The sequence below is a fragment of the Hymenobacter segetis genome, from assembly GCF_038448715.1.
GTDB lineage: Bacteria > Bacteroidota > Bacteroidia > Cytophagales > Hymenobacteraceae > Hymenobacter > Hymenobacter segetis.
In genome coordinates this window covers 1-14,280 of the sequence record NZ_JBCEVZ010000018.1, presented here as the reverse complement: position 1 = coordinate 14,280, position 14,280 = coordinate 1, and the positions used below count along the sequence as shown (strand labels likewise).

Genomic DNA, 14,280 nt, shown 5'->3' with positions numbered 1-14,280 from the left:
GAAAAATTTATTTTTCCGGCCTCTTTTCATTCCTGCAAATGCGTACATTTTTACTATTTCCCCTGCTGCTGGGCCTCGCCGCCGGCACCTCACCCAAAGCGCCTAAACCGGGCACCCTGTTCAAGGGCAAATTCCTCAACGGCATGAAAGGCGACAGCCTGAGCTTCGTGCTTGCGCCCGACGGCAAAACCGTGAGCGACTTCACCTTCAATGGCTACTGGCGCTGCGGCGGCAAGCTGGAGCGCCAGCGCGCCGCCGGCCCCACCAAAGGCACTTTCACTGTCACCAATGGCACCATTGCCGGCCGCCTCTGCGAGCCGCCAAACGGCGGGGCCACGGCGTGGTGCTTCGACCTGGGCGGGCAAATTGCCGGCAAAACGGCCAAAGGCCGCTTTCGCATGAATATCAACGCCCTGCGCTGCGACTCCTACGAGTTGCAGTGGGAAGCCGTGGCCGTGGGGTCGGCCAGTAAGTAGCTGCTGGTCAGGTTTTACTTGGCCGCATCCACGGCCGGGCGCATCTTGGTCACCATATCGAGGTGCATTTTCAGCACGGGCAAGGTTTTGGCTGCAAAGGCTTTAATGTCTGGGTCGGAGGCCTTGATGGAGGCGTCGGTGAACTCTTTTACGTCTTCCTCGTGGTCCTTGAGCATTTCCTTCATGTACTCCTGGTCCATTTTCACGCCCTTCTTTTCGGCCACGTCTTTCAGCACCTTCTGGTGGTCGTTGCCGAGGGCGGTGGGCAGGGTGATGTTCTTTTTAGCCGCCAGCGCCATCAGCTCGGCGTTGGCCTTGGTGTGGTCTGATACCATTTTCTTGGCAAATTCCTTGGCCTGGGGCGTCACGGCCCGGGCTGCCACCTGCTTACCAAGTTCAACTTCGAGCATGCCACCGCTGGCGGCCTTGGTCATGAACTTGGAGTCGTAGTCCATGCCTTTTTCCTCAATTTTGCCCATGTTGGTGTTGGCCGTGGCACTGTCGGCTTTCACTTCGTTAACTTTTTGGGCCTCCTTCACGGAGTCATTCGTGTTGCAGCCGGCAGCGGCAATCAGCAGCATGGCGGCACTGAGCAGGGTGATGAACGAGCGTTTCATGGCGAGAGAAGGGGTTGGTGAAGTGAAGTGGATAGGGTAAGATGAATCCGCATCAATGAAAATTTGCTGAAGTCCTGCGGCTTATGGTAGCTTTTCGGCCACGTCGGCGGTTGCTTTGGCCGCATCGAGCTGCTCCTGCACGGCGTCGTGGAACTTGGCCGCGAAGCCGCGAATGTCGCCGTCGTACGCATCGTCGCTCATGTCGTCGAAGGCATCCTCGTCCTGCTTCTGGGCTTTCACCAGCAGGGCCATCAGGTGCTTGTCAATCTGGGCACCGGCCTGGGTGCTGGCCTCGTGGTACGCCTCCTGCTCGTCATCGCCGAGGGCGGCGGGCACGGTCAGGCCCTTGGCGGCGGCCAGGGCGCGGAGCGTGCCCAGCAGCTCCAGCCGCTGCGGCACCAGGCTGGCCCCGTAGCTGCGCACGGTAGGAGAGGTGGCCCGGGCCTGCGCCAGCTTGCCCAGCTCTACTTCGAGCAGGGCATTGCTAGTGCTTTTTACTAGGAATTCGGCGTCGGCCTCCTGCTTTTTGGTGATATCGGCGGCGTCAATTTTCTTTTCGTTCTGAGCCATCGCCGCGTCCACGGCATCGGCCTTGCCGCCGCCCGACGAGCAGGCTGCCAGCAGCGGCAGGGCCACGGCTGCCCATTTAAACAGCCGCAACGGCATTGCAAGGGCAGGAAAGGGGCGCATGAGAAATAAGTTGATAATAAGCCAGATGGGCTGATATGCCATCTATACGACTCGCCCCGGGCTGGGTTTTTTGCGGGGCGGGAGAAGTTTTTTTACGGCCGGGTTAAACCCACGTAGCACCTTTGCTTCCAACCAACCACAACCGCCGTTCAACATTCCCATTCATACACTTTTTCTCACCCCGTCATGCGTACCGTTTCTCTCCGTTCCCTGGCCTTTGCCTGTCTCGCCAGCGGCGCACTGCTCACCGCCAGCTGCAACCGCAACAACGACGCCACGCCCTCCGACGACATCACCACGGCCGAAGACCGCACCGACGATAACTCTGAAACGGCCATGAGCTCGGAAGCCATGAAGATGGCCGGCCCCGCCGACCCTACTGTACAGGGCTCGGCTTACCTAATCGGCGAAAACGACTTCAAAGCCCGTTTCGGCACCTGCGCCAACCGCAGCTACGACTTTGCCACCAAAACCCTCACCATCGACTTCGGCACCACCAATTGCCTGTGCGCCGATGGCCGCTACCGCCGGGGCAAAATCATCGTTCACTTCACCACTGACGTGTTGACCCGCCGGGCCGGGGCGGTGGTCACCCGCGACAACTATTTCGTGAACGACAACCAGCACACCGCCACCCGCACCTTCACTGATATCGGCGGCGGCTCGTTCACCGTTGACGTGACCAACGCCAGCATCATCCGCGCCAACAACGGCGGTACCCACTCCTGGACCGCCAACTGGACCTTCACCTGCACGAATGGTTTCGGCACCCCGCAGGTATCCGACGACGTGTACAACGTAACCGGCTCGGCCACGGGCACCAACCGCAAGAACGTGGGCTACACCGCTACCATCCAGAATGCCCTCGTCAAGCGCGCCGACTGCCCCAAATACTTCGTGCAGGGCACTATTGCCGTCACCAACACCAACAGCAAGACCATGACGCTGGACTACGGCACCGGCACCTGCGACAACGTGGCCACCGTGACCGTGAATGGCCACACCAAAACCATCGCACTGCGCTAAGCACGCTTCGGCAAACCAGCGTATCGATTTCTGAAAAGGCTGCCCACGGGCAGCCTTTTTTTGTGCCCGCTGGGTTGGCGCATCATCTGGTGCTTTGGTTTCATTTGAATAATGCCGGCAAGGAAATCGGCGCTGTTATTTCTGGCTGCGTTGCTCTGGCCGGGCTTGCAGCTTTACCTGTTTCGGGCAAAACAATTAGCGGGTGACTATCAATTATCGAAGTTTTATTGCTGATAAATGCAAGAAAAATGATACACCCACCAATCAATAAATGATTGATAATTAAGTTGGCCGACCTTGATACGGTAAGAGCTGCGGTGGAAACGTGAGAAAATAGTAATAAATGTTCTTGACATAGTATTTTGTATAGTATATATTAACAATATACTATATTTAAGCACCCTCCCGCAGATACGGGAGCGGTGACTTGTGACCTCGTGCGCTGCCCTGTTTTAGGCAGTCATTCAGGGCTTAGCTGTTTCACTCGATGGTACAGCCCATCTTTCGCGCCACTACCTGCCTTCGCATTCCGCATTCGTATTCCGCGCTTTAGGGGCGTGGCGAAGGATTGCAGCACGTAGCCACCCACTTTTGAATCAGGGTTTTCCCCAGCCGCCAGCTGGGGTGCAGGACCTTATTGGCCCTCGATTTCGACCTCCTCAACACGACGGGTTGCCATTGCGCGCTTAGCTGTGCTGCTGCTCCGCAGCGCCTTCAATTGCTAGTATATCAAGCACAAACCTTTATCCACAAGACCATGAAACTCATTTCTCATACACCTCATGCTTGTCAAGGCACATTTTCTAAATGGCTGTTAGCCTCAACTTCTGCTCAAAGAATGGGCACTACTGGTTGGCTGCATTTCTTGCTGCTCATGGTGGCGGGGCTTATGTTCTCCAGTACGGCACTCGCACAAACCTTTCCTAATGCAAACAGATGTACGTCCAAGGATTTGGAACTGGTTAGCGCTTCGATAACGGGCACGGGCTGCGTTACCTGTACCTCCGGCACTACACTGACATCGGATTTGACAATAGCCATCAACAACTCCACTGGCTCACTTCGCACTTCGTTTGCGTTCTGGGGCACGCTCACCATTCGGCATTCTGATGGCACCAGTTCCACACCAACCTCGATAACTGGCTGCGTGGGCCCGGTTCCGCCCAATGCAATCACCTCCTTTTCTTCAAGCAACAACTCGGGCCTACCCAAAATCACATATACCTGCGGCGATGCCTTGACGATTACGGGCTTATATCTGGCCTGGACGGACGCTGCCGACAACACCAATCGCCAGTGCCCGCTCGACCCGTCGAAGATTGCTCCTAAGTGCGGCACCCTTCCTTCCCTGGCAATCATTACGCCGCTCTCGGCTAGTGTGAGTTCGTCTGTTAAGCCTTGTGTAGGCGCAAGCACGGGCAGTATCACCGTCTCGGCTACGGGCGGAAAGTCGCCTTATACTTACAGCCGGGATGATGTGACGTACCAGAGCTCGGCTACTTTCAGCAATCTTGCTGCTGCTACCTACACCATTTACGTAAAAGACTCGTCTTCTCCGGCTTGTAAGTACAGTTTCAACTTCACGCTGGGTAGCGAAAGTGCCCCCTTGGCACCGAGCCTGACGCCAACCCAGACTACCTGTACAAGCGCTACCGGAAGCATCGAGGTAACCGCTCCTTTGGGCACCGGTCTCACCTACAACTTGGACGGCGGCGCCTTCGGCACTGCAACTACCTTTGGGAACTTAGCCCCGGGTAGCCACTGCGTCCGGTGCAAGAACGCAGCCGGCTGTATTTCGTCCCAAACCTGTTCTACTATTAACGACCAGCCAGCTACCGCCCCCGGCCCTTCGGTGATAATTACAGAGTCCTCGCTGTGCGGCACGGTCACGGTGCCAAAGCTGACGATTTGTAACCCGGTAGTTGATACCAAATACGATGTGTATGAGGGGGACGGAACATCCCTCATTCAGTCTACTACATACAAATCAGGCGCATTGACAATCAACATGCACGAAGGCAAGGGCTTTAGCGTCATTGCTACCAGTTCGGCTGGCTGTGTTTCCGACGCCACCACCTGCACTAATTCTCCCACTCGGATTGTGACCACCTGCCCTTCTCCTGCCCGTGTCTCCAACAGCCCTGCACCATCGACGGTGGGAGCCAAAGATATCCAAACAATGGCCTACCCCAATCCCACCACCAAGGACGCCACCATCAACTTCTCGGTGCCCAAGAGCGGGCACGTGCTGGTGCAGGTGTACGATGCGATGGGCCGGCCGGTGGTCACGCTGTTCGACGGGGAAGCCCTGGCTGGCGAGCAACGCTCGGTGGTGCTGAAAGGCGGTACGCTGGCGGCTGGCACCTACACCTACCGCGTAGTGGCCAATGGCAAAACCAAAACCAACCGCGTTATTCTCGACAAATAAGCCCCGGTTAGTTGGTGTTTAAAAAAGGCCCGTTCCGCTGGGACGGGCCTTTTTGCTTTGGTGGGCGGCCGCTCGATTGGCCCACGGCCATGTGGGGTACGGGCATGAACACTGCTAAAGCGGATATTTTGGACATTGTGCCCGCCAAATACAACCAGGTGCCCACTAAGTACAAAAGCCCAGCCGGGGATAACCCTTGCCCTGGTGGACAATTCCGGGCTGAGCGGCCTTCGTCTCTGGCGCCACTTGCTTCACTTGCAATAGCTGGATAAGGTGTATGGGCTATATGATGTAAATCAATTAGTTGTATGATTTTCCGGCTCAATAGCCACCGGAGTACTGGCTTGCCGCCGACGTGGTTTATCTGTCATATACATAGACTGATGCGCTTTGATTTGAACTATCCGGCATGGATTTATTAAAAATTTTAATAATAAAATTAAAGTAACTATTTTTTAATAAAATTAATATATACATTTGAATATACTGCTTTGAGTGTGGCTGTCTTCCTAGGCTGGGAGCCACGCTTGTGCCCTCCGCGTACTGCCTGAGCCCAAGGGCGGTCATACTAACGCTTTGCTGATGTGGGCATCAGCAATACCCTTATTTCATCCCCGCCGCTTGCCTGCACACTCGCCGCTTTCGCGCGCCCGGTTGCATTCTGACAAGTAGCCACCCTTTCTGATTTCACGGGGTTTTTCCGGGCCAATAGCCCGGGAATGGGGCGCTATTGTCCCTCACTTGCTGGTTTCGTCTCCCCTGCGGCTCTCCATTGGAAGCTGCGGCTGGCCGCTTTGCGGGCCATGCACGCTGCTGCTGTCAACCATTCACCTTTATCTGCGCACCCATGAAACTTGCTTATCGCGCCCTTAATTCCTCGCTTGCTACAGCAAGCGCTTTCGTTCGTTTTCTTTATTCCATTACCCTGCCTGGCCGGAAACTGTGGCGGCCGGCCGGGGCACTATTGGCGGCGCTGCTGCTCCTGAGCCCCGGCGCTTTTGCCCAAAATGCGGTGCCGCCGGGCGTGGCCCCGGTGCCCATTCCCAATTCTAGGCCAACTGGTGTCACAAATGGCTTCGGGATTGATGGCGACCTGACTGCCTACAGCGGCGATGCTGCCAGCTATTTGAGTGCTGGCGACTGGCTGCCGAACCCGCTAACGGCCGCCGGATACGGCGGCGTGCTGTCGGCAACCGGCACCGTGCCCGCAACTGCCAACCCAAAGCGGGTGATTCATAAAACCGACTCTTACGGGGCTACGGACGACATTTTTTCGGGCGGCAGTAAGATTGATTCGAACCCCAACACAGCGGTGACCTGGAAGACCGGCGGGCCCAACCCTTCCAAAAACGACATCAACAACGCGCTGGTGTTCATCGAAGAGGCCTCAAGCGCCACCGCGCCGGGCACCTTCGTCGGCGACACGTGGGTGATGATGGCCGGGGACCGGGCCACCAAGGAAGGCAACAGCTTTCTGGCGTTCCAGTTCCTGCAAAAAACGCTGACGCGCAACACCAATGGCACTTTCACCAGCGCCGGCACAGACGGCGGGCGCACGGCGGGGGACATTCAAATCACGGCCGAATTTGTGAACGGCGGCACCGTGCCCAACCTGTACTACGAGGTGTGGCAGTCCGTAGCCGGGGCTTTTACCTGGGTGCAGATTCAGGCCCCGCCGGCCGGGGCGGCCTTTGGCCGCACCAACGGGGTGGTGCTGAGCAATGTGCCGTATTCGCCTTTTGGGGGCTCGTCCTACGATACCAACCTGTTTGCGGAGGTGGCCGTGGATATTTCTGCCGTGTACAGAAATGTGCAAACCACCTGCGTGGGGAAAATATCGACGCTGTGGGTGGTCACGAAATCATCCCAGTCCTCGTCGGCCAACATGACGGATTTTGTGGAGCCCATTCCGCTGGACCTCAAAATAAACGTGACGGCGGATGCTGGCCCGGATAGGGCCGTCTGCGCCGGTAATTCTACCACCATTGGCACCCCAGCCGTATCGGGCTACACTTATTCGTGGGCAATTGGCAGTGCGGCGCCCTTCGCCACGACGGCTCAGGTTGCGGTGACTCCCAGCGCCACCACCACCTACACCCTGACGGTGACCAAAGTGGGAGCCACCTGCTCGTCGCCCCCCGACGATGTAGTGGTGACGGTGAACCCCAACCCCACGGCTAACGCCGGTACGGCCCCCGCCACTCAATGCGCCAGCACGACAGGCAATTCCTTCCTGCTCGCCGGCTCGGGCAGCAACGGCACGCCTTCGTGGGCCGTGTTCAATAATCCCAATAGCCTGACCGTCAATATCACCAACGGCGGCACCTACGCGCCCACCATCGCCGTGAGCGGCGGCAGCGGCACGGTAACGCTACGGCTGACCGTGACCAGCGGCACTAACCCGGTGTGTACCGCCGCTACCAGCGACGTGGCCGTAACGGTGAAGCCGGTGCCGACGGCCAGTGCGGGCACCGCGCCGGCCGCGCAGTGCGCCATCGCGGCGGGCAATTCCTTCGTCCTGGCTGGCTCGGGCAGCAACGGCACGCCCTCGTGGGCCGTGCAAACCAACCCCAATAGTCTGACAGTCAATATTACCAACGGTGGCACCTATGCGCCCACCATCGCCGTGAGCGGTGGCAGCGGCACGGTGACGCTACGCCTGACCGTGAACGGAACCGCGAATCCCCTTTGCACGGCGGCCACCAGCGACGTGGCCGTAACGGTGAACCCCAACCCGACGGCTAGTGCGGGCGCTGCCCCGGCGGCCCAGTGCGCCAGCACGGCGGGAAACACGTTTAGTCTGGACGGCAGCGGGACCAATGGCACCTACAAGTGGACGGTCTTCAGCAAGTCGCCCAGTGCGTTGAGTGCGGTTTTCTCCAGCGATGCCATGGCTAAGCCGACGGTCACCGTGAGCGGCGGCAGTGGCACCGTGACCCTGCGCCTGACCGTGACCAGTGCTACCTGTGGTGATGCAACCAGCGACGTGACCGTGACGGTGAATCCCAACCCGACGGCCAGTGCGGGCACGGCTCCGGCCGCCCAGTGCGCCATCACGGCGGGCAATTCCTTCCTGCTCGCCGGCTCGGGCAGCAACGGCACGCCTTCGTGGGCCGTGTTCAATAATCCCAATAGCCTGACCGTCAATATCACCAACGGCGGCACCTACGCGCCCACCATTGCCGTGAGTGGCGGCAGCGGCCCCGTGACCCTGCGCCTGACGGTGACCAGCGGCGCTAACCCGGTGTGTACCGCCGCTACCAGCGACGTGGCCGTGACGGTGAATCCCAACCCAACGGCCGATGCGGGCACGGCACCGGCAGCGCAGTGTTTGAGTGCCAACGGCAACTCATTCTCGCCATCGGGCTCGGGCAGCAACGGCACGCCTTCGTGGGCCGTATTCAATAATCCCAATAGCCTGACTGTCAATATCACCAACGGCGGCACCTACGCGCCCACCATCGCCGTGAGTGGCGGCAGCGGCACGGTAACCCTGCGCCTGACCGTGACCAGCTCGGCTAACCCAGTGTGTACTGCCGCCACCAGCGATGTGGCCGTGACGGTGAATGCCAAGCCCGCCGGGCCTACCGTGACCATCCAGGAAGCTACGCTGTGCGGCACGCTCACCTCGCCCACCCTCACGGTTTGCGGCCCCGTAGCAGGCACCACGTATCTGGTGACTGAAACCGACGGCACAAATCCGCAAAGCACCACTTATAGCGCGGGGCCGTTGGTGTTCGTGCTGCGGGCCGGCAAAGGGTTTAGCATCACCGCTACGGCTTCGGCGGCGGCTGGCGGGTGTGTTTCGGCTGCCACTATTTGTGGGGGGCAGGCCGCAAGTTGCCCGGCTTCGGCCGGCCGGGTCGCCACGGCTGCCTCGCCCACCACTGCGCCTGCCTTGCAGCAGGGCATCCTGACGGAAGCCTACCCCAATCCCACCAGCAAGGATGCCACCATCAATTTCTCAGTGCCGAAGTCGGGGCACGTGGTGGTGCAGGTGTACAATGCCATTGGGGTAGCAGTGGCCACTCTTTTTGATGGCGACGTGGCAGGGGGCGAAACCCGTTCGGTGAAGCTCAAAGGGGAATTCCTGGCCACCGGTATCTACACCTACCGCGTGGTAGCGGATGGCAAAACCAAAACCAACCACGTCAGTCTCGTCAAATAAATATCCTGGCACTGACTACTAAAAAGGCCCGTCCAGCTTTGGACGGGCCTTTTTGACGTGAAGACTGTCACCGCTAACGCACCAGCGACAGCATCTGCTACTGCCCAAGCAGCGCCTCCGCCACAACCAAATCCTCGGGCGTGGTGATTTTCAGGTTACGGTAGTCGCCTTCCACCAGCTGCACGCGGCACAGGTCGTCTACCACCGTAGCATCGTCGGTGAAGCTGGCCAGTTCGGGCATGGCATAAGCCCGGCGCAGCAGGTCAATTTCGAACGTCTGGGGCGTTTGCATCAGGCGCAGGCGGCTGCGGTTCTGCGCCGCCGAGCCGTGCGCCGACACCAGCCGCACGGAGTCCTTGGGCATCACGGCAGCGGCGGCGGCGGCGTGCGTGGCGGCGGCGGCGTAGGTACGCTCCACCACCTGCCGCGACACCAGCGGCCGCACGCCATCATGTACCGCCACCAGGCCCTCGGTGTGGGCTTTCAGGGCCGCCAGGCCGGCTTTCACCGATGCCCAGCGCGTGGCCCCGCCCGCCACCAGCCGGTGCGGAATATCCACGCTGAACTGCGCGCACAGCGCCTGCCAGGTATCGAGCTGGTCGGCCGGCAGCACCACCACAATGTCGCTCACGCCCAACGCCGGCTCGGCAAAGCGGCGCAGCGTGTGCAGCAGCACGGGCTCGCCGCGCAACAGCAGAAACTGCTTGGGCCGGTCGGCCCCCATGCGGGTGCCGCTGCCGCCCGCCACCAGAATAGCAAACCGATGGGTGATGGACTGAGCAGATGAATGAACGGAAGGGCGCGGCAAAGCCATAAACAGCAGAATTGAAAGAGGCGCAAATATCCGACAAAGCAAAAGGCCCGGCTGCACATTGCAGCCGGGCCTTTTGCTCGTCTAATTAATCAAACTACAGAATCAACATGGCGTCGCCGTAGCTGAAGAACTTATACTTCTCCTTGATGGCCTGTTTGTAGGCTTCCATCAGCAGGGGGTAGCCGGCGAAGGCCGACGCCAGCATGATGAGCGTGCTCTCCGGCATGTGGAAATTGGTGAGCATGCAGTTGGCGATTTTGAAATCGTGGGGCGGGAAGATGAACCGGTCAATCCAGCCCTGCGTGGGCTTCATGCGGGCATTGGCCGACACCGACGCCTCCATGGCGCGGATGGTGGTGGTGCCCACGGCGCACACCTTTTTCTTCTGGTCGAGGGCCTTGTTCACCACTTCGCAGGCCGGGGCCGTCACGATGAAGTTCTCCGAGTCCATCTTGTGCTTGGTCAGGTCTTCCACATCCACCGTGCGGAAGGTGCCCAGGCCTACGTGCAGCGTCACAAACGCCGGCTCGATGCCCTTGATTTCCATGCGCTTCATCACCTCGCGGGTGAAGTGTAGGCCGGCCGAAGGAGCCGCCACAGCGCCAATGTGCTCGGCGTAGATGGTCTGGTACCGCTCCTTATCCGCAGGCTCGGTTTCGCGGTTGATAACCTCTTTCGGAATCGGGGTTTCGCCCAGCTCGTACAGCGCCTTGCGGAACTCCTCGTCGGTGCCATCAAACAGGAATTTGATGGTACGGCCGCGCGAAGTCGTGTTGTCAATCACCTCGGCCACCATGTCTGACTCGCCGAAATACAGCTTGTTGCCCACGCGGATTTTGCGAGCGGGGTCCACCAGCACGTCCCACAGGCGCAGCTCCTTGTTCAGCTCTCGCAACAGGAAAACCTCGATTTTAGCACCGGTTTTTTCCTTGTTGCCGTACAGGCGGGCCGGGAAAACCTTGGTGTCGTTGAACACCATTACATCGCCCTCGTTGAAATAGTCGAGAATATCCTTAAAGTTGCGATGCTCAATTTGGCCGGTGGCGCGGTGCACCACCATCAGGCGGCTTTCGTCACGGTTGCGGGCGGGGTGCATGGCCACCAGCTCCTCAGGGAGTTCAAATTTGAACTCGTGCAATTTCATCGCCATAGGGCAGTATTTGGGGGAATATACGGAATTTTGGGGAGGCAAAAGTACGGCTTTTTTTCGAAACATTAATTTTTGAAGAAATGCTCCGTTCATCTAGTCGCCTGGCCTCCTGAGCTGAGCGAAGGACCTTGCCGCCATTACAGTACCTGAATTACGGCAAACTGTTCAGACGTAATAAGGTCCTTTGCTTCGCGGACGTCAGATAAGGATGCCCGCCGCAAGGCCAGTTGGCGCAACTTCCCCGCCGGTTTCCGTCTTTTGGGGCCGGAAGCTGCTTTACTCGTGTCCGCCCGCCCTTATGTTGAACCTGCGCCTCACCCTCGAAAGCTTTCTCTTCGCCTGGGATGCCCTCAAATCCAACCTGTTGCGCACTGTTTTGTCGCTGCTGGGCGTCACGGTTGGCATCTTTGCCATCATCGCCGTTTTCACCATCGTCGATTCGCTGGAAGCCAACGTGCGCAGCAGTCTCGACTTTGTAGGCGACAAGATTATCTACGTCTCGAAATGGCCTTTCGCCTTCGATTCAGACTTTCCGTGGTGGAAATATTTCCAGCGCCCCGTGCCCACACCCCGCGAGTACCAGCAGCTCCGCCGGCAGCTCGGCCCCAATAATAAAGGCATCGCCATCTTCGCCGCCAACAGCGGCAACGTCCTGAAAGCCGGCTCCAACTCGGTAGCCGACTGCGTGCTCCAGGGCGTGAGCTACGACTTTCGCGTCGTGAGCAACGTGCCCATCAAGGAAGGCCGCTACTTCACGGTGCAGGAAATGGACGCCGCCCGGCCCGTGGCCATCATCGGGGCCACCATCGCCGAAAATCTTTATCCGCACGGCAATGCGCTGGGCAGCCAGTTCAAGGCGCGCGGCCAGACTTTCACCGTCATTGGCGTGATGGAAAAGGAGGGCAAAAAACTCATCACCATTTCCAGTAACGACGCCAACTGCATCATCCCGTTCCCCATGTTCACGAAGATGTTCGCGCTCAGCACCACCGGTTTCGGCGGCGGTCCCAGCGCCACCATCGCCGTGAAAGGCCGCGATGAAGACGTGGGCCTGCTCGATTTGGAATACGAAATGCGCGGCGTGATGCGCAACATCCGCGGCCTGAAGCCCCGCGAGGAAGACAATTTCGCCCTGAATCGCCCCGAAATGATTGCCTCGGCTGTGGGTAAACTATTCAGTGTCATTGGTTTGGTGGGCGGCGTTATCGGGTCGTTTGCCATCCTGGTGGGTGGCTTCGGCATTGCCAACATCATGTTTGTGAGCGTGCGCGAACGCACCAACATCATCGGAATTCAGAAGTCGCTGGGGGCGAAGAATTTCTTCATCCTGTTCCAGTTTCTGTTCGAAGCGGTGTTCCTGTGCCTGATTGGGGGCGCAGCGGGCATTCTGTTGGTGTGGCTTGTGACGCTGATTCCGCAGGATGCGCTGCCGCTCACCATGTCGGCGGCGCGGGTGGTGCTGGGGCTGCTTATTTCGGTGGGCATCGGCATTATTGCCGGTATCGTGCCCGCCGTGCTGGCGGCTAACCTGGACCCGGTGATTGCCATCCGGGCCAAGTAGGGGAGGGATTGACGGCCATAGCGCGAACTTTGTCGTTCGCGCTACGATTCATCGCTACCCATGACGCTTCCTGCTTTTCTCGACTACCAACTCCTGGGCAATACCCTCGGGCAATACCTCATTGCGGTGCTCATCCTGTTGGTGGGCAGCGCTTTCCGACGGTTGTTTTCACGGCTGCTCAGCAAGCTGCTGTTTTCCCTCACCAAGCGCTACACCGCTGGCGTAACGGAGGAGGAGCTGCACAACCTGCTCATCCAGCCGCTGTCCACGCTGCTGCTGCTCGTTACGCTGGTGCTGGCCGGAACTACGCTCACGTACCCGCACAGCCCCACGGCCGGCCCCGGCGTGCTGCCCTGGCACGAGGTGCTGCTGCTGCGCGTGCTGGCGCTGGCCTTCATCGTAGCGGCGGCGCGGGTGGCCCTGCGGCTCGTCGATTTTGCCCTGCTGGTGATGGCCCGCCGGGCGGCCCTGCGCGAAACCACCAGCGGCCCCACGCGCCTCGACAATCAGTTTCTGCCCTTTGCCAAGGACCTGCTGAAGGTGTTTTTTATCATCATCGCGGTACTGGTGGCGCTGGGGCAGGTGTTTGGGGTGAATGTCACGGCCCTCATCGGCGGCTTGGGTATTGGTGGGCTGGCGGTGGCTTTCGCGGCCAAGGAAAGCCTCGAAAACCTCATTGCCTCGTTCACCATCTTTCTCGACCAGCCCTTTGGCGTGGGTGACCTCGTGACGGCCGGCGACGTGAGCGGCACTGTAGAAAAAATCGGTTTCCGCAGCACCCGCCTGCGCACCGCCGAAAAAAGCTACGTCACCGTGCCCAACAAAAGCATGATTGACAAGCCCCTGGATAACCTCTCGCTGCGCACCTCGCGCCGCGTAGGTTTCACCCTCACCTTCGACCAGAAAACTACCAGCGCCCAGCTACACACCATAATTGCCGACGCCGTGAAAGCCATGCAGGCCCACCCGCTCGTGACTCAGGACGTGCAAATGAAGTTCAACGCCCTCACGCCCGCCGGCAAGGAAGTAACCGTGCAATACTTCGTGGAAACCACCAGCTACGACGAATACCTCAACGTGAAAGAAGACCTTAACTACAGCATTGTGGAAGTGGTAGAGCAGCACGGTGGCCTGTTTGCCGGCGCGCCCGTGGTGGCGGCTCCCGTGGCTAAAGCATGACCACGGATTGGCTACGCCGAACTTCGTTTCGCTCGGATTTTTCGGATTCCACGGATTTTGTGGACGGCGCATTATAACAAAAAAGGCCACCGTGAGGTGGCCTTTTCTATTTTAAAGATTGGAAGATGTTGGCGACCGCAGAATCCGGGGGAGCCGGAAGATGCGAGCGAA

The 14,280-nt window shown here is 59.1% G+C and carries 10 protein-coding genes; 6 read left to right on the top strand and 4 right to left on the bottom strand.

Annotated elements, in window-relative coordinates; all coding sequences use genetic code 11:
* Nucleotides 1-38: 38 nt before the first annotated feature.
* The gene (locus AAFH49_RS09520) at nucleotides 39-476 is read left to right on the top strand and encodes a hypothetical protein (RefSeq protein WP_342297612.1); all 438 of its coding nucleotides are present in this window, start codon (nucleotides 39-41) and stop codon (nucleotides 474-476) included.
* A 14-nt stretch (nucleotides 477-490) separates the two neighbouring features.
* On the opposite strand, the gene AAFH49_RS09515 is transcribed toward AAFH49_RS09520, so the two are convergent.
* On the bottom strand, nucleotides 491-1,093 hold the full coding sequence (locus AAFH49_RS09515; RefSeq protein ID WP_342297611.1) for a DUF4142 domain-containing protein: 603 nt from the start codon (nucleotides 1,091-1,093) through the stop codon (nucleotides 491-493).
* A gap of 81 nt (nucleotides 1,094-1,174) precedes the next feature.
* Entirely contained in the window at nucleotides 1,175-1,783 is a 609-nt protein-coding gene (locus AAFH49_RS09510; protein ID WP_342297609.1) for a DUF4142 domain-containing protein, read from the bottom strand.
* A 186-nt stretch (nucleotides 1,784-1,969) separates the two neighbouring features.
* On the opposite strand from AAFH49_RS09510, the gene AAFH49_RS09505 reads away from it, so the two are divergent.
* The 3 genes from AAFH49_RS09505 to AAFH49_RS09495 all read left to right on the top strand — a co-directional run bounded on the left by AAFH49_RS09505 (nucleotide 1,970) and on the right by AAFH49_RS09495 (nucleotide 9,405).
* A complete protein-coding gene (locus tag AAFH49_RS09505; RefSeq protein ID WP_342297608.1) occupies nucleotides 1,970-2,809 on the top strand; it encodes a hypothetical protein in 840 nt (279 codons plus the stop codon).
* Nucleotides 2,810-3,836: 1,027 nt separating this feature from the next.
* Nucleotides 3,837-5,237 carry a T9SS type A sorting domain-containing protein gene (locus AAFH49_RS09500; RefSeq protein WP_342297607.1) on the top strand — a complete coding sequence of 467 codons (1,401 nt, stop codon included), beginning with the start codon at nucleotides 3,837-3,839 and terminating at the stop codon, nucleotides 5,235-5,237.
* A gap of 847 nt (nucleotides 5,238-6,084) precedes the next feature.
* On the top strand, nucleotides 6,085-9,405 hold the full coding sequence (locus AAFH49_RS09495; RefSeq protein ID WP_342297606.1) for a T9SS type A sorting domain-containing protein: 3,321 nt from the start codon (nucleotides 6,085-6,087) through the stop codon (nucleotides 9,403-9,405).
* Between the two features lie 97 nt (nucleotides 9,406-9,502).
* On the opposite strand, the gene AAFH49_RS09490 is transcribed toward AAFH49_RS09495, so the two are convergent.
* The gene (locus AAFH49_RS09490; protein WP_342297604.1) at nucleotides 9,503-10,219 is read right to left on the bottom strand and encodes a 2-C-methyl-D-erythritol 4-phosphate cytidylyltransferase; all 717 of its coding nucleotides are present in this window, start codon (nucleotides 10,217-10,219) and stop codon (nucleotides 9,503-9,505) included.
* A 94-nt stretch (nucleotides 10,220-10,313) separates the two neighbouring features.
* Nucleotides 10,314-11,363: a tRNA preQ1(34) S-adenosylmethionine ribosyltransferase-isomerase QueA gene (queA, locus tag AAFH49_RS09485; protein ID WP_342297696.1), complete on the bottom strand. Its 1,050-nt coding sequence runs from the start codon at nucleotides 11,361-11,363 to the stop codon at nucleotides 10,314-10,316.
* Between the two features lie 304 nt (nucleotides 11,364-11,667).
* Here queA and AAFH49_RS09480 point away from each other — a divergent pair, with 304 nt between their 5' ends.
* Together AAFH49_RS09480 and AAFH49_RS09475 are read left to right on the top strand one after the other, a co-directional pair.
* Complete coding sequence (locus AAFH49_RS09480) at nucleotides 11,668-12,930, top strand: ABC transporter permease (RefSeq protein ID WP_342297602.1); 1,263 nt, start codon at nucleotides 11,668-11,670, stop codon at nucleotides 12,928-12,930.
* 60 nt (nucleotides 12,931-12,990) lie between these two features.
* Nucleotides 12,991-14,109: a mechanosensitive ion channel family protein gene (locus AAFH49_RS09475; protein WP_342297600.1), complete on the top strand. Its 1,119-nt coding sequence runs from the start codon at nucleotides 12,991-12,993 to the stop codon at nucleotides 14,107-14,109.
* Nucleotides 14,110-14,280 lie beyond the last annotated feature (171 nt).